The 20,814-nt window shown below is 64.0% G+C and carries 23 protein-coding genes; 17 read left to right on the forward strand and 6 right to left on the reverse strand.

Annotated features, from left to right (window positions below; all coding sequences use genetic code 11):
* Positions 1-2 precede the first annotated feature (2 nt).
* Positions 3-4,835 (forward strand): NAD-glutamate dehydrogenase, encoded by a 4,833-nt coding sequence (locus tag ACTFO6_RS11570; RefSeq protein WP_439934616.1) that lies wholly within the window; start codon positions 3-5, stop codon positions 4,833-4,835.
* Positions 4,836-4,855: 20 nt separating this feature from the next.
* Here the strand turns inward: ACTFO6_RS11570 and ACTFO6_RS11575 are convergent, their stop codons facing one another.
* The 5 genes from ACTFO6_RS11575 to ACTFO6_RS11595 all read right to left on the reverse strand — a co-directional run bounded on the left by ACTFO6_RS11575 (position 4,856) and on the right by ACTFO6_RS11595 (position 8,316).
* Positions 4,856-5,422: a YceI family protein gene (locus ACTFO6_RS11575; protein ID WP_439934617.1), complete on the reverse strand. Its 567-nt coding sequence runs from the start codon at positions 5,420-5,422 to the stop codon at positions 4,856-4,858.
* A 79-nt stretch (positions 5,423-5,501) separates the two neighbouring features.
* Positions 5,502-6,056 carry a YceI family protein gene (locus tag ACTFO6_RS11580; RefSeq protein WP_439934618.1) on the reverse strand — a complete coding sequence of 185 codons (555 nt, stop codon included), beginning with the start codon at positions 6,054-6,056 and terminating at the stop codon, positions 5,502-5,504.
* A gap of 16 nt (positions 6,057-6,072) precedes the next feature.
* Complete coding sequence (locus ACTFO6_RS11585) at positions 6,073-6,636, reverse strand: cytochrome b (RefSeq protein WP_439934619.1); 564 nt, start codon at positions 6,634-6,636, stop codon at positions 6,073-6,075.
* 165 nt (positions 6,637-6,801) lie between these two features.
* Positions 6,802-7,704 carry a hypothetical protein gene (locus ACTFO6_RS11590; RefSeq protein WP_439934620.1) on the reverse strand — a complete coding sequence of 301 codons (903 nt, stop codon included), beginning with the start codon at positions 7,702-7,704 and terminating at the stop codon, positions 6,802-6,804.
* 39 nt (positions 7,705-7,743) lie between these two features.
* Positions 7,744-8,316: a LemA family protein gene (locus tag ACTFO6_RS11595; RefSeq protein ID WP_439934621.1), complete on the reverse strand. Its 573-nt coding sequence runs from the start codon at positions 8,314-8,316 to the stop codon at positions 7,744-7,746.
* A 321-nt stretch (positions 8,317-8,637) separates the two neighbouring features.
* Here ACTFO6_RS11595 and ACTFO6_RS11600 point away from each other — a divergent pair, with 321 nt between their 5' ends.
* The 3 genes from ACTFO6_RS11600 to ACTFO6_RS11610 are packed head-to-tail and all read left to right on the forward strand — an operon-like array spanning position 8,638 to position 9,657.
* Complete coding sequence (locus ACTFO6_RS11600; RefSeq protein WP_333844464.1) at positions 8,638-8,955, forward strand: DUF883 family protein; 318 nt, start codon at positions 8,638-8,640, stop codon at positions 8,953-8,955.
* 10 nt (positions 8,956-8,965) lie between these two features.
* Positions 8,966-9,364 carry a phage holin family protein gene (locus ACTFO6_RS11605; protein ID WP_333844462.1) on the forward strand — a complete coding sequence of 133 codons (399 nt, stop codon included), beginning with the start codon at positions 8,966-8,968 and terminating at the stop codon, positions 9,362-9,364.
* Entirely contained in the window at positions 9,361-9,657 is a 297-nt protein-coding gene (locus ACTFO6_RS11610; RefSeq protein ID WP_439934622.1) for a YqjK family protein, read from the forward strand. Before ACTFO6_RS11605 ends, ACTFO6_RS11610 begins: the two co-directional genes overlap by 4 nt.
* Before the next feature lie 15 nt (positions 9,658-9,672).
* Here the strand turns inward: ACTFO6_RS11610 and ACTFO6_RS11615 are convergent, their stop codons facing one another.
* Entirely contained in the window at positions 9,673-10,860 is a 1,188-nt protein-coding gene (locus tag ACTFO6_RS11615) for a phospholipase A (protein WP_439934623.1), read from the reverse strand.
* Between the two features lie 168 nt (positions 10,861-11,028).
* On the opposite strand from ACTFO6_RS11615, the gene ACTFO6_RS11620 reads away from it, so the two are divergent.
* The 13 genes from ACTFO6_RS11620 (at position 11,029) to ACTFO6_RS11680 (ending at position 20,813) form a co-directional block, all read left to right on the forward strand.
* Complete coding sequence (locus ACTFO6_RS11620) at positions 11,029-12,486, forward strand: sigma-54-dependent transcriptional regulator (RefSeq protein ID WP_439934624.1); 1,458 nt, start codon at positions 11,029-11,031, stop codon at positions 12,484-12,486.
* 10 nt (positions 12,487-12,496) lie between these two features.
* Complete coding sequence (locus ACTFO6_RS11625; protein WP_147799272.1) at positions 12,497-12,745, forward strand: hypothetical protein; 249 nt, start codon at positions 12,497-12,499, stop codon at positions 12,743-12,745.
* A 266-nt stretch (positions 12,746-13,011) separates the two neighbouring features.
* Positions 13,012-13,974, forward strand: a complete 963-nt coding sequence (locus ACTFO6_RS11630; RefSeq protein ID WP_147799273.1) for a hydrogenase — start codon at positions 13,012-13,014, stop codon at positions 13,972-13,974.
* Between the two features lie 30 nt (positions 13,975-14,004).
* On the forward strand, positions 14,005-15,600 hold the full coding sequence (locus ACTFO6_RS11635; protein WP_439934625.1) for a nickel-dependent hydrogenase large subunit: 1,596 nt from the start codon (positions 14,005-14,007) through the stop codon (positions 15,598-15,600).
* 105 nt (positions 15,601-15,705) lie between these two features.
* Positions 15,706-16,293, forward strand: coding sequence for an OmpW/AlkL family protein (locus ACTFO6_RS11640; protein ID WP_147799275.1), 588 nt, complete (start codon positions 15,706-15,708; stop codon positions 16,291-16,293).
* A 322-nt stretch (positions 16,294-16,615) separates the two neighbouring features.
* Entirely contained in the window at positions 16,616-16,930 is a 315-nt protein-coding gene (locus ACTFO6_RS11645; protein WP_333841062.1) for a hypothetical protein, read from the forward strand.
* 52 nt (positions 16,931-16,982) lie between these two features.
* Positions 16,983-17,297: a hypothetical protein gene (locus ACTFO6_RS11650; RefSeq protein WP_439934626.1), complete on the forward strand. Its 315-nt coding sequence runs from the start codon at positions 16,983-16,985 to the stop codon at positions 17,295-17,297.
* Positions 17,298-17,460: 163 nt separating this feature from the next.
* A complete protein-coding gene (locus ACTFO6_RS11655; RefSeq protein ID WP_439934627.1) occupies positions 17,461-17,934 on the forward strand; it encodes a hydrogenase maturation protease in 474 nt (157 codons plus the stop codon).
* Between the two features lie 79 nt (positions 17,935-18,013).
* Positions 18,014-18,283 carry a hypothetical protein gene (locus ACTFO6_RS11660; RefSeq protein ID WP_439934628.1) on the forward strand — a complete coding sequence of 90 codons (270 nt, stop codon included), beginning with the start codon at positions 18,014-18,016 and terminating at the stop codon, positions 18,281-18,283.
* A 98-nt stretch (positions 18,284-18,381) separates the two neighbouring features.
* The gene (locus tag ACTFO6_RS11665; RefSeq protein WP_147799279.1) at positions 18,382-19,395 is read left to right on the forward strand and encodes a hypothetical protein; all 1,014 of its coding nucleotides are present in this window, start codon (positions 18,382-18,384) and stop codon (positions 19,393-19,395) included.
* Between the two features lie 29 nt (positions 19,396-19,424).
* Positions 19,425-19,655, forward strand: a complete 231-nt coding sequence (locus tag ACTFO6_RS11670) for a hypothetical protein (protein WP_147799280.1) — start codon at positions 19,425-19,427, stop codon at positions 19,653-19,655.
* Between the two features lie 24 nt (positions 19,656-19,679).
* Positions 19,680-19,895, forward strand: a complete 216-nt coding sequence (locus ACTFO6_RS11675) for a hypothetical protein (RefSeq protein WP_333841066.1) — start codon at positions 19,680-19,682, stop codon at positions 19,893-19,895.
* Between the two features lie 72 nt (positions 19,896-19,967).
* The gene (locus tag ACTFO6_RS11680) at positions 19,968-20,813 is read left to right on the forward strand and encodes a NifU family protein (RefSeq protein WP_439934629.1); all 846 of its coding nucleotides are present in this window, start codon (positions 19,968-19,970) and stop codon (positions 20,811-20,813) included.
* The last annotated feature ends 1 nt before the right edge of the window (position 20,814 follow it).

A 20,814-nucleotide genomic window follows, 5' to 3' on the forward strand; every position in this document is an offset into this window, starting at 1 on the left:
CCGTGAACCTGCGTGACGAAGACAACGCCGAGCTGGTCGAGGATGTCCTCGCCCTGATCCGCGCCCGCGTTCCCCTGCGGGAGCAGGCCCAGGTGGCCGAGTTCACCCGGCAGTTCTACCGGCAGGTGGACCTGGAGGACCTGCGGGAGCGGGAGACGGCCGACCTGTACGGCGCCGCCCTATCCCAATGGCATTTCGCGCGCCGCCGTTCCGGAGACGGGCCCAAGGTGCGGATCTACAACCCCCGGATTAAGGAGCACGGCTGGCAGAGCCCCCATACGGTCATCGAGCTGGTGAACAGCGACCGGCCGTTCCTGGTGGATTCCGTGCGCATGGAGGTCAACCGCCAGGGCTACACCATCCATCTCATCATCCATCCGGTGATGCGGGTGCGGCGGGACAGAGAGGGGAACCTGCTGGAGATCCTGCCGCTGGAGCCCACCGCGGCGGAGGAGGCGGAGGACGCCCGTTATGAATCCTTCATGCACGTAGAGGTGAGCCGGGAGACGGATCCGGAGGACCTGGCCCGGCTGGAGCAGGGGCTCCTCCGGGTGCTGGAGGACGTGCGCGCCGCGGTGGACGACTGGAAGCCCATGGTCCAGCGCATGCGCGAGACCGTGGAGGCGATCCGCGAGTCGCCGCCGCCCCTCGCGCGGGAGGAGATGGTCGAGGGCATCGCCTTCCTCGAGTGGCTCATGAACGATCATTTCACCTTCCTCGGCTGCAGGGACTACGATCTGGCCACCGAGGGGGGCGAGGACGTGCTCAAGGTGGTGCCGGGCTCCGGGCTCGGCATCCTGCGGGAAAAGGGGGGCGAGGCCCGGTCGGTGAGCTTCGCCATCCTGCCGCCGGAAGTGCGGGAGCAGGCGCGGGTGCCCGAACTCTTGATCCTCACCAAGTCCAACTCTCGCGCCACCGTGCACCGGCCCGGGTACATGGACTACGTGGGGATCAAGCGCTTCGACGCCGAAGGGCGCGTGGTGGGCGAGCGCCGCTTCCTCGGGCTCTACACCTCCACCGCCTACAGCGCCAGCGCCCAGGAGATCCCGGTGTTGCGCCGGAAAGTGCAGGCGGTGGTGCAGCGGGCGGGGCTGCTGCCCGGCAGCCACATGGGCAAAAACCTGCTCACCATTCTGGAGACCTATCCCCGGGACGAGCTGTTCCAGATCTCCGCCGACGAGCTCCTGCGGATCGCCATGGGGATCCTGCGTCTGCAGGAGCGCCAGCGCACGCGGCTGTTCGTGCGCCGCGACCGTTTCGGCCGCTTTCTCTCCTGCCTCATCTTCGTCCCGCGGGACAGCTACAACACCGAGGTACGCCAGCGCATGCAGCAGGTGCTGATGGAGGCGTTCAACGGCGTCTCCAGCGAATTCAGCGTGAGCCTGACCGAATCGGTGTTGGCCCGGGTGCTGATCGTGGTCCACACCCGGCCCGGGACGGTGCCGGACTACGACGTGCGGGAGCTGGAAGCGCGGCTCACGCGGGTGGCGCGCCGCTGGGAGGACGACCTGGCGGAAGCCCTCATCGCCCGGCTGGGGGAGGAGCGGGGCACGCGGCTCGCCCGCGCCTACCAGGGCGCCTTTCCGGCGGGCTACCGGGAGGAGTGCAGCCCCCGCGCCGCGGTCCACGACATCGAGATCATAGAGGGGCTCGGGGAGGAGGGCCTGGGCATGAGCCTCTACCTGCCCCTGGAAGCCCCCGAAGGTGAGTTGCGCTTCAAGCTGTTCCGGCGCGGTTCTCCGGTGCCCCTGTCCCAGAGCCTGCCTATGCTGGAGCACATGGGCGTGCAGGTGCTGGACGAGCGCCCCTACGAGATCAAGCCGGAAGGCGCCGCGCCGGTGTGGATCCATGACATGGGGCTTGCCACCGGCAAGGGCGCCGAAGTGGACATCGACGCAGTGCGGGAGCTGTTCCAGGAGGCGTTCCTGCACGTGTGGCGCGGCGAGGCGGAGAGCGACGACTTCAACCGGCTGGTGCTGGGCGCCCGCCTCCATTGGCGGGAGATCGCGGTGCTGCGGGCCTATGCCAAGTATTCCCGCCAGTGCGGAGCCGCCTTCAGTCAGGCGTACATGGAGCACACGCTGGCGGCCCATCCCGGCATCGCCGCCAAACTGATCGCCCTGTTCCACGAACGCCACGATCCCTGGCGCCCCGCGGGGGCGCAGGAACGGGCCCAGGCCTTGGCGCGGGAGATCGAGGAGGCCCTGGAAGAGGTGGCGAGCCTGGACGAGGACCGTATCTTGCGCCGCTTCCTGGCGCTCGTCCTGGCGACCTTGCGCACCAACTTCTACCAGCGAACGAGCGACGACCGGGCCAAGCCCTACCTTTCGTTCAAGCTCGATCCGTCCAAGGTGCCCGGGATGCCCGAACCCCGGCCCATGTTCGAGATCTACGTCTACTCGCCTAGGGTGGAGGGAGTGCATCTGCGGGGCGGGAAAGTGGCGCGGGGCGGCATCCGCTGGTCCGACCGGATGGAGGACTTCCGCACCGAGATCCTGGGTCTCATGAAGGCCCAGATGGTGAAGAACGCCGTCATCGTGCCGGTGGGGGCCAAGGGCGGTTTCGTGGTGAAGCAGCCGCCTCCGGGGGATGACCGGGAGGCCCTGCTCAAGGAAGGAATGGCGTGCTATTCCGTCTTCATCCGGGGACTGCTGGATCTCACCGACAACCGGATCGGAAGCCGGGTGGTGCCGCCGCAGGACGTGGTGCGCCACGACGACGACGATCCCTATTTGGTGGTGGCGGCGGACAAGGGCACCGCCACCTTCTCCGACATCGCCAACGGCATCGCCCGGGAATACGGGTTCTGGCTGGGCGACGCCTTCGCCTCCGGGGGCTCCACCGGCTACGACCACAAGAAGATGGGCATCACCGCCCGGGGGGTGTGGGAGTCCGTGAAGAAACACTTCCGTACCTTGGGCGTGGACATCCAGGCGACCGATTTCACGGTGGCGGGCATCGGCGACATGTCGGGGGACGTGTTCGGAAACGGGATGCTGCTCTCCCGCCACATCAAGCTGATCGCCGCCTTTGACCACCGGCACGTCTTCATCGACCCGGATCCGGATCCCGAGACGAGCTACCGGGAACGGGAGCGGCTGTTTCGGCTGCCCCGCTCCTCCTGGGCCGACTACGATCCGAAGCTCCTCTCCCAGGGTGGCGGCGTGTATCCCCGCAGCGCCAAGTCCATTACCCTCTCTCCGCAGGCGCGCCGGGCCCTGGGGATCGACGCAGAGGCGCTCACGCCCGCGGACCTCGTTCGCGCCATCCTCAAGGCCCCGGTGGACCTGCTCTACAACGGCGGCATCGGCACTTACGTGAAAGCCAGCGCCGAGTCCCACGCCGACGTGGGCGACCGGGCCAACGACGCCGTGCGGGTGGACGCCCGGGAGCTGCGCTGCCGGGTGGTGGGGGAAGGGGGCAACCTGGGTTTCACCCAGCGGGGCCGCATCGAGTACGCCTTGAAGGGGGGGCTGATCAACAGCGACGCTATCGACAACTCGGCCGGCGTCGACTGCTCCGACCACGAGGTGAACATCAAGATTCTGCTGGACGCCGTGGTGGCGGAGGGCGAGCTCACCGAGAAACAGCGTAACCGACTGCTGGAGGAGATGACCGACGAAGTGGCGCGGCTGGTGCTGCGGGACAACTACGACCAGGCCCAGTCCCTGGCCGTGAGCGGCGCCATGGGGGTCGCCGTGCTGGACGCCCAGGCGCGCTTCATGCGCTATCTCGAGCGGCAAGGCAAGCTCAACAGGGCGCTGGAATTCCTGCCCTCCGATGAGGAGATCGCCGCCCGCAGGAACGCCCGCATCGGGCTGACCTCCCCGGAGCGGGCGGTGCTGCTCGCTTACGGCAAGATCTGGCTGTTCAACGAGCTGATGCGGTCCAGCGTTCCCGAGGATCCCTTCATCGGCCGGGCCCTGGCGGACTATTTCCCCACGCCGCTGCGGGGCCGCTACGGGGCCCACATGGCGCGCCATCCCCTGAAACGGGAAATCATCGCCACCCACGTGGGCAACGCCCTGGTCAACCGGATGGGCAGCGCCTTCGTCCACCGGATGACGGAGGAGACCGGGGCGGCGCCCGCCGACGTGGTGCGCGCCTACGTGGCCGCCCGGGAGGTGTTCCACATGCCCGAGCTATGGCGGGAGATCGAGGCCCTGGACAACCGGGTGGCGGACCGTCTGCAGACCGCCATGCTGGTGCGCTCCAGCCGGGTGCTGGTGCGCGCCACCCTGTGGTTCCTGCGCCACCGGCTGCACGCCGCCGATCTGGAACAGACCATCGCCCGGTTCCGCGCGCCGGTGGAAGCGCTGGCCGGGGAGCTGGGGGAGCTGCTGCAGGAAGAAGACCGCGAGCGGCTCGAGGAGGAAACGAGGGAATACGCCGAGGGCGGCGTGCCGGCCGCCCTGGCGCTGCGGGTGGCCCGGCTCGAGCCCCTGTACGCGGCCCTGGACATCGCAGAAGTTTCCAGGGCCACCGGCCGTCCGGCGTCCAGCGTCGCCCAGGTGTATTTCCGGCTGGCGGCCCGGCTGCGCTTTTCCTGGCTGAGGGAGCAGGTGGGGCTGCTGCCCACGGACAGCCACTGGCAGGCGCTGGCGCGCACCACCCTGCGGGACGAGCTAGGGGAGAAACTGCGGGCCCTGGTCGCGGTGATCCTGAAGACGAGGCCGGAACTGGCGGAAGCGGACGCCCTGATCCAAGCCTGGGCGTCGGACCATCAAGGGGCCTTGGCGCGCCTGCAGCAAATGCTCACCGAGCTCCAGGCGGCCAGCCAGCCGGATCTGGCCATGCTGCTGGTGGCGCTGCGGGAGCTGCGCAACCTGGCTTGAGGCAGAGCCCGCGGGATGGCTCAATCCTTGAAGCCTTCCATCTCGATGTTGAGGGTCACCTCATCGCCCACCAGGGGCAGGGCGTAGGTCATGCCGAAGTCTGAGCGCTTGATGGTAGTGGTGGCCTCCGCCCCGCACACCTCCTTTTTCAAGCGAAAGTGCTCGGTGCAGCGGAAGGACTGCACTTTCAGCGTCACCGGCCGAGTCACCCCCAGCATGGTTAAGTTGCCGTCCACTCCGGTCAACACGCCGCTGGTGAAGCGCAGCGCCGTGGATTCGAAGCGGATCTCGGGATACCTCTCCACGTGGAAGAAATCCTCCGTCTTGAGGTGCTGATCCAGCTTTTCGTGGCCACTCGCCACCGAGGCCGGATCGATGGTGACCAGGATGTGGCCGGTGTTGTTGGCCGGGTCCAGGGTCACCTTGCCCTCGCTCCTGGTGAACTTGCCGCGGAACTTGGAGATGCCCAGGTGCCACACCTCCCAGCTCGGATAGGTGTGGCTCGGGTCCAGGGTGTAGGAGTCGGCGGCCGCCGCCCCGGTCGCCAGCGCAAGTCCCGCGAGCAAACCAAGAATGCGTCTTTCCATGGTCACCTCCAGAGCGAAGGAACAAAAAACTCAAAGCAAAGGACGCGAAGAGCGCGAAAGGAAATCTTTAGAAGCCACGCTATCGCGGCGGTCCCAACATGAGGCGGAAACGAATCTCCACTTCGTTTGCCACGGTATCGGTATCGGCCCAGATGCCTTCACCGACGCCGAAATCGAGCCGTTTGATGGGCAGGGTCCCGGTGAGTTCCAGGCCCGGGGACGCGGGCTTGGCGGTGAAGCTCACCACCACGTCCCGGGTGCGGCCCTTGAGGGTGAGCTGGCCGGTGGCCTCGTAGCGATTTTCTCCCACCTTGCGGAAAGCCGTGGAGACGAACCTGGCCGTCGGATATTGCCCTACGTCGAACCAGGCCTTGCGCTTGAGCTCCGCGTCCCCCTCCGGGTCGCCCACGGCAGCGCTTGCCACGTCGATCTCCACCTCCGCCCGCGCCTGATCGAGCCGGGCGGGGTCGAAGCGCACCCGGGCGGTGAAGCGTCGAAACTCGCCTTCCGCCGGCACCCCCATCTGCTTGCCCGCGAAACGCACCCAGCTCTTGGCGTAATCTACCTCCTGGAACGCCTGGGCCAGGGCGGTGGCCGCCAGCAGCCCAGCTATGACGATGCCCGATCGAATCATGGGAGGAATCCTCATTTCAAGCGCGTTTTCGTATCAGGCTCGCCGGCAGCATGCGCACGAGCACCTCGTCCCGGTCCACCAGATGGTGCTTGAGCGCCGCCGCCACGTGCACGCCCACCGCCACGAGCAGGGCCTTGTTGAGGACCCAGTGGACCAGAAACAGCCGCTCGGCCAGCTCTGGGTCCTTGGCCAACAGGTCGGGCAGCCGGACCAACCCCAGGTAGACCGTGGGGATGCCTTTGGCGGAGCTGCCCAGCCAGCCGATCAGCGGGATGGCGATGAGCAGCACGTAGATCAGCCCGTGGACCGCTTTCGCCGCCCGCCGCTGCCAGAGGGGAACCGAGGCGGGCAGGGGAGGAGGGGGGCTGTAGAGCCGCCAGGCGAGCCGCATCAGAACCAGCAGGAAGACGGTCACCCCGATCCATTTGTGATACGAAATCAGCCTGAGCTTGAGGGGCGACAGGGGTAGCTCCACCATCCACAATCCCAGGGAGAAAGAGCCGACGAGCAGCAGGAAGGTGGCCCAGTGCAGCGCCTGGGCCACCGGTCCATAGCGGTCGGCCGTGTTAGCCAAGGCCATCGAGCGCTTTCTCCATCACAATACAGTGGATTCGGTGCAGCGAATCCGTGCCGTCGGACCGGGATCGGTTCTCACCGGCGGGTTAGACCGCGACACGCCGAAAATATCCTCATGGCGGCATGAGCGGTTTTGAGCCTGTATTTCAAAATATTTGGACGCCCCGGGCTAGAGGAGCCCGAGCCAGAACAGGATCGCCGCCGGAGCGGCAGCCAGCAGCACCGCCAGGTGGAACCAAGCCCAGCGGCGGAAGCGCCCGGCAAGGCCCTCGGGAGGCAGATTGGAGAGCAGATAGAGCCGCCCATCCGGAGGCTTGCGCAAGACGTGGATCGAGCCCGCCGCGGACTGGAGGGCCTTGTGCCGCTCGGCCACTTCCGCCTTCGCGGCCTTGCGGGCGGCTTCCCATTCCACCAGGTCGATCTCCCCGTCCCGGTTGGCGTCGAAGCGCGCGAGCAACGCCGCCCGGTCCCGCTTCCATTCGGCGAGCAGCGCGCCCACTTCCTCCCGCGCCGCGGGCGGCCCGCCGAGGGGATCCAGGGTGACGAAATAGCCCAGGGCATAGAGGGGATCCTGCTCCAGGATCAACCATTCCCGATAGCGGTATTCCCCCCGCCGCCATTCCTGCTTGCGCGGGGTGACGATCTCGGCCTCTTCCGGGTCCACGACGCATTCGCCGCTTCCGTCGTCCAGCAGGAAGGTGTCCGGGCTCTCCCCATGGTCGAGCCGCTCCCATTTGCCGTCCGCCTGCCGGCGGTGGATCTCGTAACGAAACCACACGCACGGGAGCAGGGTCAGCTTGCTCAGGATCCGGTTGCCCGGATGGGAGCGGGCGCGCCCCAGGAGCTCCACGTACCCTTGCGCCGCCGAGGCGATCCGGGACGTGGGGGTGTCGGCGATGAACCGGTAGCGATGGAACGCGGCGAGCCAGGCCCACAGCGCCAGGACGGCGATGAGGCCCGCGGCCATGAGCCGGGATTGGGGCGCGGGACTCTCCAGCCCGAAGAGGACGATGGCCAAGTAGGCGCCCGAAGCGAGGTAATCCCCGTAGCGGCGCCGCAGCTCGCGCATCATGGCGGGCAGCGCTCGAGAAGGGGCCGCCCGGGAACCTCCCTAGGCGAACAGCTTCTTCATGTCCACGTCGCTCCTTTCCCCGTCCGAGAACTCGAGAAGCTGGAACGGCTTGAAGTTGAACAGCCCCGCGATGATGGCGTCCGGAAACTGCTCGATGCGGACGTTGTTGATGTTCACGCTCTCGTTGTAGAGCTCGCGGCGGTCGGCGATGCTGTTCTCCAACTGGGTGATGCGGCCCTGCAGGTGCTGAAAGGTCTCGTTGGTCTTGAGATCGGGATAGGCCTCGGCGACGGCGAACAGGCGCCCGAGCTCCGCCCGCAGCGCCCCTTCCGCCTGGCCGAGGGCGGCCATGTTGCCGGCCGCGTGGGCCATCTGGGACTGGGCGCGGGCCTCCATCACCCGCTGTAGAGTCTCCTGCTCGAACCGCATGTACTGTTTGCAGGTCTCCACCAGCTTGGGCAACTCGTCGTTGCGCTGCTTCAGCAAGACTTCGATGTTGGCCCAGGCTTTGGCCACGTTGTGTTTGAGGGTGACCAGGTTGTTATAGGTCACCACGGCGTAGAGCGCGATCACCCCCAGCAGCACAAGCAACGCAATCCCCAATACGCCCATAGAGACTCCTTTCCAAGAACACCCGGTCGCCGGTGCGGACAGGGCGCCCATCCGACCCCCCGAGCATTCCGAAATCAAGCTTGGCGGTGTTCGGCACCTCTTCCTTTCTCCCACTTCCATCCGGAGAGGGGAGACGATGGCCGACGGTTCCAAATTATGGGCCGGAGGCTCGCCGGGCAGTCGCACCGGGGATAAAATTGCAGTATATCCGAGCCACTCTCGCGCGAGCGAGCTCCGTGCCCGCCATTGCCTTGCGCAGGAAAAGACGGTAGGTTAACTCTATTGCATTTTCCACAAGCTCACTTAAAAGGAATTTTCATTATGAATGACACGACCTCCACGACTTCCCAAAGGGACAAGCTGATGGCCGACTTGAAGGTCGTGCTGGCCGACGCTGAGGAGCTGCTGAAGCTGACCGCCAGCCAGGCGGGCGAGCGGGTCAGCGCCGCCCGCGAGCGGGTGCAGGCCAGCCTAGAAAAAGCCAAGGTCAGGTTGGCGGAGCTGGAAGGTCTCGCCGCCGAGCGCACCCGGATCGCCGCCAAGGCGACGGACGAGTTCGTCCACGAGCATCCCTGGAAGGCGGTGGGCATCGCCGCCGGCGTGGGCTTGATCGTCGGGCTGCTGATCGGGCGCCGCTGACCCTGCCCGCATGAACGGGGATTCCGGCAGGCAGCCTGCCCAGCCGCGGCTGCTGGAATCACTCAAGGCGCTGGGGACGACCGCAGTCGCCGCGGTGGAGACCCGGCTGCGCATCCTGTCCACCGATCTGGAGGAGGAGCGCGACGCCCTGGTGCGACTGATTTTCTGGGGCACCGTTTTCTTGTTTTCCCTGTTCCTCGGCGTGGTACTGGCCGCCATGCTCATTGTCGTCGCCTTCTGGGAAAGCCAGCGGCTCGCCGTCCTGGGCGTGCTCACGGGACTCTCCCTTGGGGCCGCGGCCGCGGTAGGACTGGGGCTGCGGGCTTGGTGGCGGCGCCGGCCATCGGTTTTCGGTACCACGCTGGAGGAGCTCGCCAAGGATCGGGAGCGCCTGAGCCGGCGTACATGAACGCGCCACCGCACGATCTAGCCGCGAGGCGCGCTCGCCTCCTGGCCCAAGCCCAGCAGGAGCGGGAATTGCTGGTCGGCACGCTGGAGCGCTTCTCGCCCGCTCTCCGGCTCGCCGATCGGGCCGTCGAGACCGTTCACTACCTTCGCACCCATCCCCATTGGGTCGCCATCGCCGTGCTCCTAGCGGTGATCCTGAAGCCCCGCAGAGCCCTGCGCCTCGCCTCGCGGGCCTGGGTCGGGTGGCGGGCGCTCCGCAGTGCCCGCAGACTACTGCAGTCCCTGGGGGTGTGAGCCGGTCCGCTCGCTTTAACGCAGTAGCATGACCCCGAACCGGAACTGGGAGCGCAGCTTGCGGTTGTAGTCCAGGAGGGACTCCCCGTAGCCGTTGAAGTACTGGGCCAGCAGGTAGCCGTCGATGTTGCCGAACCCGATCCGGGTGAGGGGATAGGACAGATCCACCTGCACGCTGCCCTTGTCGCCGTCGGAGCCGAGCCGCAGGGTGGTGGCAAGCTGCCACGAGTCGGTCTTCTGCAGGGCGAGGTACAGGTCTCCGTAGCCGCGGAACTCATCGATGTCCGGGTTTTCCTCCTTGTCCAGGTATGCCCATACCCCGGGCGCTGCCACCAGGTGATAGTCCTGGCGGTTCTCGAACGTGAAGACGGGTCTCGCGTAGAGGATGTCGATGGAGCGGGACTGATCGCCGTCGCGCCCGTTGGACTCGTGACCGTAGCCGGCCTCGAGCCCCAGGCGCAGGCGGTCCCCGACGCTGCGCCACAGGCCTTCCTTGAAGTAGAAAAGCCGCGGCTTGTAGCTCGTGTCCCGGAAAGGCTTCGACTCCCGCTCCAGGTCCCAAAGGGAGGTCTGGGCATAGCCGAGGTAAATGTCTTCGATCCCGGGCAGCAGGCGCGCCAGGTCTCTGTCGGGCCTCACAAAGCGGTACTTGAAAGAAAGCTGGAACTTGGCGTTCTCGCCATCCCGCGTGCCATAGATGAAATACAGCGGTTCGTAAGGAGAGATCAGGGCGAAGGGGGCGGGCTGGGGCGGCGAGGGCTCTGCCTGCCTGATTTCCCCGGTGACGCCCTTCGTCACCGGGGCCGGCTCCGGCGCGGGCCGCACCGCCAGCAGAATGCGGTTTGCGGTCAGGCCGTCCAAAGCGAGGGTGACCATGCCGTCCAGGGAGGGGGGCAGCGTTCCTGTGTAGGCGACGCGAACGAAGGACTGGGGCGCAAGCTGTACAGCAGGAACGTCACGCGCTTCCCGGGCCTTGAGTTCCATCGGCGAGGAGGAACTGCCGGCCGAGAGCCGGGCGGAGATCACCTTCGGTACGGTGACGGTCCGGGGTGTGTTGGATTCATTCTTGAAGTACAGCTCCAGGGTCATGGTGGTGCCGGCGACGACCGGCTCGGCGGGGGCGATGACCAAAACGTCGGCGCTGGCGACGCCGGCAGCGTACAGCAGCACGGCGGCTGCCATCGTCGATGAGCATCGGGACATGACGGGGCTCCTTGGGTGACGGGTGAGCGCCCCTGACGGGTTTCGGGGGCGCCCTGCGAACCAGGCCCTGAATATACAGGATTGCCCGGGGCCCGATTTCGACCCTTTGATCTTCCTGGAAACCCTGCTAAAGTGTTAACTTAGTATACGATTTGATAAAAAGGTATTATGCAGTCCGACGGCTTTTGGACGGTTCTGGTCGTCGATGACGAGGCCCAGGTCCGGGCATCATTGACGCGCTGCCTGGAAGAGGACTACCGAGTGCTCACAGCAGCCTCTGCGCGGGAGGCGCTGGAAATCTTGAACCGGGAGGAAGTCGACCTGGTGTTGTGCGACCAGCGTATGCCCGACATGACCGGGGTCGAATTCTTTCGGGAGGCACGGGTGTCCCATCCGGAGGTCATTCGCGTCCTGATTACCGGATACACGGACCCCGACGATATCATCGGTTCCATCAACGAGGCGGCGATATACCAGTTTGTATCCAAGCCATGGCAGCCTGACCATCTTCTGCTCCTCATCAAGCGGGCGCTTGAAAGCCGCGAGCTGGCCCGGCGTCACCGCTACCTGAGCAGGGAGCTCAAGTTCAGCGACGACGTGCTGCGGCGGCAGAACGACCACATGGTCAAACTGCTCCAGGACACCTACGAATTCGACAAACTGGTGTTCGCCAGCGACAAGATGGTGGAAGTTTGCAACTTGGCGCGCCAGGCAGCTGCCACTGACCTGCCGGTCTTAATCCAGGGCGAGACCGGGACGGGAAAGGAGCTGATGGCTCGAGCGGTGCATTTCTTCAGCGCTCGAAAGGCCTTTCCTTTTCTGGCACAAAACTGCGGCGCTCTGCCCGACGAATTGCTGCACTCGGAATTGTTTGGGCACAAACGAGGCGCCTTTACCGGCGCCATCAGCGACCGCCTGGGGCTTTTCCCCGCAGCCGATGGCGGCACCGTGTTCCTTGACGAGATCTCCGAAGTGTCGCCGTCTTTTCAGGTGAGCTTGTTGAGGTTCCTTCAGGAAGGTGAGGTCAAGCCCCTGGGGTCGGATCAGACCCGGCACTGCAACGTCCGCATCATTGCCGCGTCAAACCGGCCGTTGAAAGAGCTGGTTGAACAGAAGAAGTTCCGTCAGGACCTCTATTATCGCCTGCGGGGCTTCGAGCTGAACATTCCGCCTTTGCGCGAACGGGTGGAAGATATTCCGGTGCTGGCGGAACACGCGGCGAAGAAGTACGCCAAGTCGATCAATCGGAACATCGCGGGAATATCGAACGAGGTGCTGCAGCGCCTGAAGCTCTATCCTTTTCCGGGCAACGTGCGGGAGCTCGAGAACGAAATGCGGCGCATGGTCGCCGTGGCTGAAGACGGGGAGATCCTGTCCGTCAAGCACATGTCGCCGGAGCTTGCCAAGCTGCTCCCGGCCAAGCCCGACAATGGACGGGCTGCTTTCTTGTTGGAAAAAGGAACGCTGAAGGAAAAAGTCGAGGCGCTGGAGATGCATCTGGTCTCTCAGTCGCTGCTCAAGCATAAATGGAACTACAGCCGGGCGGCGCGGGAGTTGGGTATTTCCCGCGTCGGCTTGGCCAACAAGATCAAGCGATACAAGTTGGATAAATCGGGTGCCCAATAGGAGGCTGTCCATGTCCGAAGACCGAGACGACCCGCCTGACCGAAGCGCTCCGGCAAAGACTTATCCTTTTCCCTACTCCCGCACCAACCCGCCCGCGACGCCCGGCGGCTTTAAAGATCTCGGCGTCACACCGCTTGCGCGCCAGCTGGGCCTGACGGTGGAGCAAACCAATGGCCACTGGTGCAGCCGATGCCAGGGGATCTGGTTTGGCTACACCTTGGAGGCCGAGTGTCCGGTTTGCGGCAATCGCAAGGGGTAGGCACCCCAAAAACCCTGTCCCCACGTCGTAAATTGCGCTTGCGACTGCATAGCCGCTGTAAAGAGGGTTTGCAGTCTTATCCTTCGAACACCGCCCGCGGCGGTTCGCGTCGCTGTTCCTAATTCGTTGATAAAAAGCCAGTCGTCCGTACTTCGGTCAAGTTGGCACGGGCGTTGCTGTGGCACGAAGTGAAGCGTGCGATTCAGCAGCGCCGCTGGCGCGCACGCCCAACTCACCCAACCATCAACCGAAGGAGGAGCTTCAAGATGGCCAACCTGCTCTGGCTGCAAGGAGGCGCGTGTTCCGGCAATACGATGTCGTTTCTGAACGCCGAGGAGCCCAGCGCCTGTGACCTGGTCACGGACTTCGGGATCAATATCCTTTGGCATCCGTCGCTGGGTCTGGAGTTGGGAGACAATCTCCAGAAGATCCTGCGCGATTGCGTGTCCGGCGCGATTCCTCTCGACATTTTCGTCTTCGAGGGCACCGTCGTGAACGCCCCCAACGGCACCGGCGAATGGAACCGCTTTGCCGGACGGCCGATGAAGCAGTGGGTGCGGGAGCTTGCCGATGCCGCCCAGTTTGTCGTCGCGATCGGCGACTGTGCCACGTGGGGGGGCATCCCGGCGACGGCACCGAACCCCAGCGAGTCCCAGGGACTGCAGTTTCTGAAGCGTCAGCATGGCGGATTCCTGGGCAAGGACTTCCGGGCGAAGTCGGGGCTGCCTGTGATCAATATTCCAGGCTGTCCGGCCCACCCCGATTGGGTCACCCAGATCCTGGTCGCGGTCGCCACGGGCCGCGCCAAGGACATTTCTTTGGACGACCTGCAGCGACCCAAGACCTTTTTCCAGAGCTTCACCCAGACCGGCTGCACCCGCAACATGCACTTTGCCTACAAGGTTTCCGCGACCGAGTTCGGGCAGCGGAAGGGATGCCTGTTCTACGATCTCGGCTGCCGCGGGCCGATGACGCACTCCCCCTGCAACCGGATCCTGTGGAACCGACAGTCCTCCAAGACCCGCGCTGGAATGCCGTGCTTGGGGTGCACCGAACCGGAGTTCCCGTTCTTCGACCTGGCGCCGGGCACCGTGTTCAAAACCCAGACCGTCATGGGCATTCCCAAGGATCTGCCCGCCGGTGTCGACAAGAAGGGCTACATCGCGCTGACCGGCGCGGCGAAAAACGCCGCGCCCGCGTGGGCTGAACAGGACATTTTTGTGGTTTAACAAGTTCCAGACATCTGAGGAGGCGCAATCATGGCAGTACAAACGCTGGACATCTCGCCGGTCGGGCGCGTTGAGGGCGATTTGGACGTTCGGGTGGACATCGACAACGGGGTAGTCGTCAATGCCTGGACCCAGGCGGAATTGTTTCGCGGATTCGAGATCATTCTGCGTGACAAGGACCCGCAAGCCGGACTGGTGGTGACGCCGCGGGCCTGCGGCATCTGCGGCGCCTCGCACTTGACCTGCGCCGCCTGGGCCCTGGACACGGCCTGGCAGACCGAGGTTCCGCGCAACGCCATTCTGGCGCGCAACTTGGGGCAGATCGTCGAGAGCTTGCAGAGCAACCCCCGCTACTTTTACGGTCTGTATGCGATCGACCTGACCAACAAGAAGTACCGCAACAGCAAGTTCTACGAAGAGGCCGTCAAACGCTTTGCGCCCTTCACGGGCCGATCCTACGAGATCGGGGTCACCATTTCGGGTAAGCCCGTGGAGATCTATGCGCTGCTCGGCGGGCAGTGGCCCCACTCGAGTTACATGGTGCCGGGCGGCGTCATGTGCGCCCCGACCTTGGCCGATATCACCCGCGCCTGGTCGATCCTCGAGTATTTCAAGAATAACTGGCTCGAGCCGGTCTGGCTCGGCTGTTCGTTGGAGCGTTACGAAGAGATCAAGACCTACGAGGACTTCCTGGCATGGCTGGACGAGAGCCCGGCGCACGCCAATTCGGACCTGGGATTCTACTGGCGCATGGGACTTGATATCGGGCTGGACAAGTACGGCGGCGGCGTGGGCAAGTACGTCTCCTGGGGTTATCTGCCGCACGAGGACAAGTACCAGAAGCCGACGATCGAAGGTCGCAATGCGGCGGTCATCATGAAGAGCGGTGTCTACGACAGCAAGACCGACCGGCACGTGCTGATGACCCAGGATAAGGTTCGTGAAAATACCGTTCACGCCTGGTACGAAGAGGGCTCGACCGATGTCCATCCGTTCGACCGGGTCACTCGCCCGATCCAGAAGAACAACACCGACTTCTCTGGCAAATACACCTGGGATACCGCGGTACTGCATTCCGAATTCGGTCGCCTGGAGGCTGGACCGTTCGCCCGTCAGTTGATCGCGGGCGGCAAGCACGGCGAATCTTGGCAACATTACGATGGGCTCATCCTGGACATGTTCAAGAAGATGGGTGGGCCGAGTCTCCATCTGAGGCAGATCGCCCGCATGCACGAGACGGTCAAGCTCTATCGCCAGGCCGAGCGCTGCCTGCGGGAATTCCGCTTGAACGAACCCTGGTACATCAAGCCCAAAGAGAAGGATGGGCGTGGTTGGGGGGCGACCGAGGCGATTCGGGGCGCGCTATGCCACTGGATTGAAATCAAGGACGGCAAAATCAAGAACTACCAGATCATCGCTCCGACGACCTGGAACGTGGGCCCGCGGGACGCTCAAGGCAACCGGGGGCCGATCGAGGAGGCGTTGATCGGCGCACCGATTGCCGATCCCACTGACCCCGTCGAAGTGGGACATGTGGCCCGGTCTTTCGACTCCTGCCTCGTGTGCACCGTGCACGCCCACGATGCCAAGACGGGCAAGGAGCTCGCCCGTTTCCGTACGGCCTGAGCCGGGTTGCCGTAGCCAAATCAATCCTTCGCTTTCGCCCTCCCGCCTGCGGCGGGCGGGAGGGTGTTGGCGCAAGAAATCAGACCAACTCAGGAGGAGAATCTCATGAACAAGCGATGGAGCTTGAGCATTGTGGCTGCTTTGCTGGCGGCTTCGACGACTTCCGCCGATGCGGGGGCTGGGGATTGGTTGGGTCGTGTCCGGCTGCTCTCCATCAACCCGGATGTGGACTCATCCCTGCCTGGTCTGGATGTGAGCTCGGAAGTCGCTCCAGAAGTGGATGTCAGCTACTTTTTGACCAACCATCTGGCGCTGGAGCTGGTCGCAACCGATAGGAAATTCAACGTAAGCCTGAACGGCGCTCCCCTGGGCTCGGTCAAGGTGCTGCCGCCCACGCTCCTGCTGCAGTACCACTTTACGCCCGGACAGCCGTTCAGCCCTTATGTGGGGGCCGGTATCAACTATACTCGCTTTCACGACGTGAACCTTGCTTCGCCGCTGTCCCTGGATAAGGAGAGCTGGGGAGCGGCGTTGCAGGTGGGGTTCGATGTCGCGTTGAATGAGCGCTTTTCTTTCAACCTCGACTTAAAGAAGGTTTTCATCAAGACCGATGTCAATTCGGCAGGGGCGCCACTCACCGACTTGAAAATCGACCCGTGGATCATCGGGGCCGGGGTGGGGATGAAGTTTTAGCCGTCGTGCTCATGCTTCCGAGAGGGCCTTACATCACTTTGCGACAAGAGGAAGCGCTGATCAGCCCTCTCCTCTCGCCCCTTTTCCAGGGAGCAGGGGACTTTGCCTCTGAGCGTATGCAGTCGTCCCCCTCTCCAGACGAGGGCTTGGGGAGAGGGGGAGCGCCGACGAGGCGAGTTCGGGCATTCGGTGATGAAATCCTCGGCAGGGTGCGGCAAGGATTGATGGACAGCGTCTTGGCTCGACAGCATCGGGGTCCTGCGACAGAAGAAGGATCTAGGGGGTTGTCATGGCCGGCGCCGAACAGAAGGGAATGCGGTAGATGCGACGCGACGAGGAAGACCAACTGCGTGCCAAGATCGCGCGGATGCTGGCTGATGGGCTGGAGACCCAAACAGAGCCTTTTCCCGAAAATGACCGGCAGTTCGGGGAGTTGCTGGCAGCGCTGCGTGAGCTTCCCGCAGATGACCTGAAAGGCAAGCTGGTGCTGGCAGGATTTGTAGATCATCCTTACGGCGAGGACAAGATGCGCTGCCAGGAGTGCATGTACTACCTGGTCCATCGGAAATGGTGCGATCTGCCGGAGCTTAATCTGCCGGTGGAGCCGGATTGGTGGTGCCGCTTATGGCGGATCTGATCGCAGCGCCGGCCCCGAATCTCTGGGGACGATGAGGTTTAGGAGGGAAACGATGGTTGAGGAAGCCTTGCGGCGCGAGCTGGAGCATCTCCTTCAACAAGGGCTCGAGACGGAATGGCGGGAGCGCGCTTATACCAGCGAGGAGGTCAACCGTATCGTGGCGCGGCTTCAGGCGATCCGGCCTGACGATTATGTCTCCAAGCTCAAGGTCGCCGGTTTTACCAGCCAGCCTTATGGTGCTGGCGGAGAGATTGAACAAGCCTGCGAGACCTGTATGTATTTCGTCATTCATCGGCAGTTCTGCGAGCTGCCGGAACTGCAAATCCCGGTGAAGCCGAAGTGGTCGTGCCGGCTGTGGCGCATCTAAAGACGGCACCGGGCGCCCAGGCTCCCGGGGTGCGGCTGCCGCCAGGGCGTCGTGGGCTTTCCACCGGGCCTGATGCCGCGCCCTGCGACCGCCCAGAGAAACGCTTGATCGCCTTGGACGGTGGAGCGGGTCCCCCGCTGTTTCGGTGAAGAGGGGGTAAAGCATGCTCACGATCATCGGTTGTGGCAATCCGGTTCGCAGCGACGACGGCGTGGGTGTGTTCGTCGCCCGGTCGTTGCAGGCCTATCTGGTCGAGCGGCCACGTGACCATGTGCGCGTGTTCGACGCCGGGACCGGCGGAATGGAGGTGATGTTCCAGGCCCGGGGCACGCGCAAACTCGTCATCGTCGATGCAGCCAGGACCGGATCCGAGGCCGGCGCCATCTTCCAGGTGCCAGGAAGCGAGCTGGCTTCCGATCACGAGCCTGGATACACCTTGCACGATTTCCGCTGGGACCATGCGCTGGCCGCAGGAAAGCGGCTCTTTCGCGAAGACTTCCCGACCGATGTGACCGTGTACCTGATCGAGGCGGCTCGCCTCGATTTTGGCCTGGAACTGAGCGAGCCGGTGCGCCTGTCGGCGCAGAAGGTGATCGCTGACCTTGAGCAGATGATCGATGAATACGCGGAAGCCTGATCCCGCCGGCCTTGTTGAAGCTGATCGGCCGCAGAGGGCCGTTTCCATCTGTCGGGGCAGCCTCTATTTGCCGCGGGAGATGTACGACCTTTACTTTGCCGGCGCTCAGACGGTCGCGCTCGTCGCCCGGGAAGACAAGATCCTGGTCATCCCCTTGGTGCACGGGTCTGCCGGGGGATTGCTGGTCAAGACGCGCAATGCCCGGGGAGACCGGGTGGTTCACGCTCAGGAGTTTTTCCGGGAAAACGGTTTTGCTGAAGATTTTCAACAGCATGTCGTCCTTGCCCAGTGGAGCCCCGAGGCGGCCGCCCTGGTCCTGTCCAACTTGGCGAAATCTCAGGGAGTGTAAATTTAATTTACAAGTTGAAAAATCTATTGACAGTTTTTCGGTTTCCTTCTAAAGTACGACTAAAAAATAAGTTGATCGCACGACCTTAGGAGGAGCCCATGGCGCAGACCCTGGCGGCGTCCCAATTCAAGGCCGCCATTCAGGCGGCGGAGTCGGCGGCGGGGACGCCGGAGGAGAAGGCCGAAATGCTCATGGAAATTGCCATGGGCATGCAGATGCGGCCGAAAACCCCGGATCAGTTGCAGCACGCCGTCGCGCTCTACGAGCGCGCGCTCGATCTCTGTCCCGCTGAGGCGGTCTTGCTCAGGGCCCGGCTGCGCGCCCGCATGGGCACGGCCTTACAGGCATTGCCCGATGGCGGTGTCGACGCGCTCCATCGGGCCCGGGCGTGCTATGAAGAGGCGATCCCCGTCCTCAAGGAGAAGGGGCGGCCGGAAGAGGTTGCGGAAGCGGAAATGAACCTGGGGCTGGTGCTGCAGTCGCTCTCCAGCGCCGGCGCGGCCCGCATCCAAGAGGCGATCCGGTGCTATCACGCAGCCTTGAAAGTCTTCACCCGCGACGCGTACCCCCAGGAATACGCCATTCTCCACAATAACTTGGCGATTGCCTATTTGTCGATTCCGCTGTCCGACGAGCGCGGCAAAATGCGCGAGGCGCTGGCCGTTCAGTCGTTCGAAGAGGTCCTCAAGGTCATCAACCTGGTCGATCATCCGACCGAATACGCAATGGTTCAGAACAACCTCGGCAACGCGCTGCAATATGCCGCCTCCGGCCATCCGCTGGAAAACAACTTGCGCGCGCTTGCCGCCTACGATGAGGCGCTCAAGGTCCGCAACGCCCGCGACACGCCTCTGGAATATGCCAACACCATATCAAACAAAGCCAACGTGCTCAGAAATCTTCCAGATGAGCTTGAAAACCCTGGTTCCGGGCGTCGTGCCAATCTTCTCCGGGCGCGGGAACTCTATGAGGAGGCGCGGCGCATTTTTTTAAGCCTGAATCAGGTTGGAAGCGCAGCCGTCGTGGAAGAGGCACTGGCGGAGATCGAGCAGGAGCTTGCCGATCAGTCGGCCCGTCGCGGCAATGGCGATGGGCGGGCGAGTCGGCTTTGATGGTGTCTTTGTCGTGAGGAAAACACTGAATGGAGGGAATCTTGAATCAATTGGCAACCGGACAGCTCGGCGTTCTCACGATCGCGATTTGGACTTTTTTGGCTTTCCTGCTGGCGATGGGCGGCGGGGCGGTGGCGGGTATGAGGCTCGCTGGAAAAGATCTGGGCAATGAGCTGGCGGCCCTGATGGGAGCCATGTTCGGCCCGACCGGCGCGGTGCCCGGAATTCTGCTGGCTTTGATCATCCTCGCGCTGGTCTGAGGCTGAGGGGGAACCATGTGGGATATGTTTCTTAATTCGCTCAAGCTGTTTTTCAAGGGCAAGCTGTTCCGGGACCCGCGCGCAGTGTTCAGGAAGTGGCTTATCGGTTTTTTGGCATCCCTGATCGCTGTCATCGTCCTGGCAAAAGCGGGATTGCCGATCGGGTGGACGGTGGTGATCGCCGCCCTGGGAACCGGCTTGCTGCAGCCCTATCTGTTCAAGGATCTCAAGTACAACTGAGTTTCCTCCTCTATGAACGGCCCCTCGACTGATCAGGCAGGCCTCCAGAGCGGCGGCGATTCCGCGGCCGATTTGGAACGGCTGGTTCAGGCGATCACCCGTCTCGAAGCGATCATCGCCGACTGGGACGAGGGGCAGCGGCTGACCGTGCAGGCGCTCAAATCGGCGATCGAGGACCTGCATAAGGAAGCCCTGAAACGCCTGATTCGCGCGCTGAAGGGTGAGCCGGCGGCGCTTGCTCGCATGCGGGAGGCCGTCAGCGACCAAGTGGTCTATGGGGTGCTGCGTTTCCACGGACTCGTCAAGGAGCCCCTGGAGACGCGGGTTCAGAGAGCGCTGGACGAAGTGCGCCCGTTCTTGCAGTCCCACGGCGGCGACGTGGAGCTGGTGGCAGTCAAGCCCCCCGACACGGTGGAAATCCGTCTGATCGGGTCGTGCCAGGGCTGTCCCGCTTCAAGCCAGACGCTGACCGAAGGCGTCGAAAGGGCGATCCGCGTCCACTGCCCGGAGATTCTCCATATCCAACAGGCAAGCAAGGGTGCTGCGGATACCCAAAACAAAGGCGTGGCCACGGTGCACTTTATCAGCCCCTTCGCGCTGCACGCGGGCTCCGGCTGGGTGGATGCTGCCCGGCTCGACGACATCCCGGAAGGCGGCGTGACCGAGTGCAAGATCAAAGGGCGCTCCGTGTTGCTCAGCAAACGCGGCGACCACGTGAGCTGCTTCGACAATAGCTGCGCCCACCTCGGGATGCCTTTGGAGATGGGAGAGGTCCGCGATGGCATCATCACGTGCCCTTATCACGGCTTTCAGTACTTGTTGGAGACGGGCGAATGCCTGACGGCCCCCGAGGTCCAGTTACGGGTGCATGCCGTCCGGGTGCTCGGCGATCGGGTCCAGGTGCGGTTGGAAGAGTAGC

The sequence above is a fragment of the Pelomicrobium sp. G1 genome, from assembly GCF_051905455.1.
GTDB lineage: Bacteria > Pseudomonadota > Gammaproteobacteria > Burkholderiales > UBA6910 > Pelomicrobium.

Excerpts from the sequence above, each read along its gene's own strand:
- ACTFO6_RS11575 (WP_439934617.1), bottom strand. The coding sequence starts at position 5,422 with ATGGAAAGACGCATTCTTGGTTTGCTCGCGGGACTTGCGCTGGCGACC.
- ACTFO6_RS11580 (WP_439934618.1), bottom strand. The coding sequence starts at position 6,056 with ATGATTCGATCGGGCATCGTCATAGCTGGGCTGCTGGCGGCCACCGCC.
- ACTFO6_RS11585 (WP_439934619.1), bottom strand. The coding sequence starts at position 6,636 with ATGGCCTTGGCTAACACGGCCGACCGCTATGGACCGGTGGCCCAGGCG.
- ACTFO6_RS11590 (WP_439934620.1), bottom strand. The coding sequence starts at position 7,704 with ATGATGCGCGAGCTGCGGCGCCGCTACGGGGATTACCTCGCTTCGGGC.
- ACTFO6_RS11595 (WP_439934621.1), bottom strand. The coding sequence starts at position 8,316 with ATGGGCGTATTGGGGATTGCGTTGCTTGTGCTGCTGGGGGTGATCGCG.
- ACTFO6_RS11600 (WP_333844464.1), top strand. The coding sequence starts at position 8,638 with ATGAATGACACGACCTCCACGACTTCCCAAAGGGACAAGCTGATGGCC.
- ACTFO6_RS11605 (WP_333844462.1), top strand. The coding sequence starts at position 8,966 with ATGAACGGGGATTCCGGCAGGCAGCCTGCCCAGCCGCGGCTGCTGGAA.
- ACTFO6_RS11610 (WP_439934622.1), top strand. The coding sequence starts at position 9,361 with ATGAACGCGCCACCGCACGATCTAGCCGCGAGGCGCGCTCGCCTCCTG.
- ACTFO6_RS11615 (WP_439934623.1), bottom strand. The coding sequence starts at position 10,860 with ATGTCCCGATGCTCATCGACGATGGCAGCCGCCGTGCTGCTGTACGCT.
- ACTFO6_RS11620 (WP_439934624.1), top strand. The coding sequence starts at position 11,029 with ATGCAGTCCGACGGCTTTTGGACGGTTCTGGTCGTCGATGACGAGGCC.
- ACTFO6_RS11625 (WP_147799272.1), top strand. The coding sequence starts at position 12,497 with ATGTCCGAAGACCGAGACGACCCGCCTGACCGAAGCGCTCCGGCAAAG.
- ACTFO6_RS11630 (WP_147799273.1), top strand. The coding sequence starts at position 13,012 with ATGGCCAACCTGCTCTGGCTGCAAGGAGGCGCGTGTTCCGGCAATACG.
- ACTFO6_RS11635 (WP_439934625.1), top strand. The coding sequence starts at position 14,005 with ATGGCAGTACAAACGCTGGACATCTCGCCGGTCGGGCGCGTTGAGGGC.
- ACTFO6_RS11640 (WP_147799275.1), top strand. The coding sequence starts at position 15,706 with ATGAACAAGCGATGGAGCTTGAGCATTGTGGCTGCTTTGCTGGCGGCT.
- ACTFO6_RS11645 (WP_333841062.1), top strand. The coding sequence starts at position 16,616 with ATGCGACGCGACGAGGAAGACCAACTGCGTGCCAAGATCGCGCGGATG.
- ACTFO6_RS11650 (WP_439934626.1), top strand. The coding sequence starts at position 16,983 with ATGGTTGAGGAAGCCTTGCGGCGCGAGCTGGAGCATCTCCTTCAACAA.
- ACTFO6_RS11655 (WP_439934627.1), top strand. The coding sequence starts at position 17,461 with ATGCTCACGATCATCGGTTGTGGCAATCCGGTTCGCAGCGACGACGGC.
- ACTFO6_RS11660 (WP_439934628.1), top strand. The coding sequence starts at position 18,014 with ATGTACGACCTTTACTTTGCCGGCGCTCAGACGGTCGCGCTCGTCGCC.
- ACTFO6_RS11665 (WP_147799279.1), top strand. The coding sequence starts at position 18,382 with ATGGCGCAGACCCTGGCGGCGTCCCAATTCAAGGCCGCCATTCAGGCG.
- ACTFO6_RS11670 (WP_147799280.1), top strand. The coding sequence starts at position 19,425 with ATGGAGGGAATCTTGAATCAATTGGCAACCGGACAGCTCGGCGTTCTC.
- ACTFO6_RS11675 (WP_333841066.1), top strand. The coding sequence starts at position 19,680 with ATGTTTCTTAATTCGCTCAAGCTGTTTTTCAAGGGCAAGCTGTTCCGG.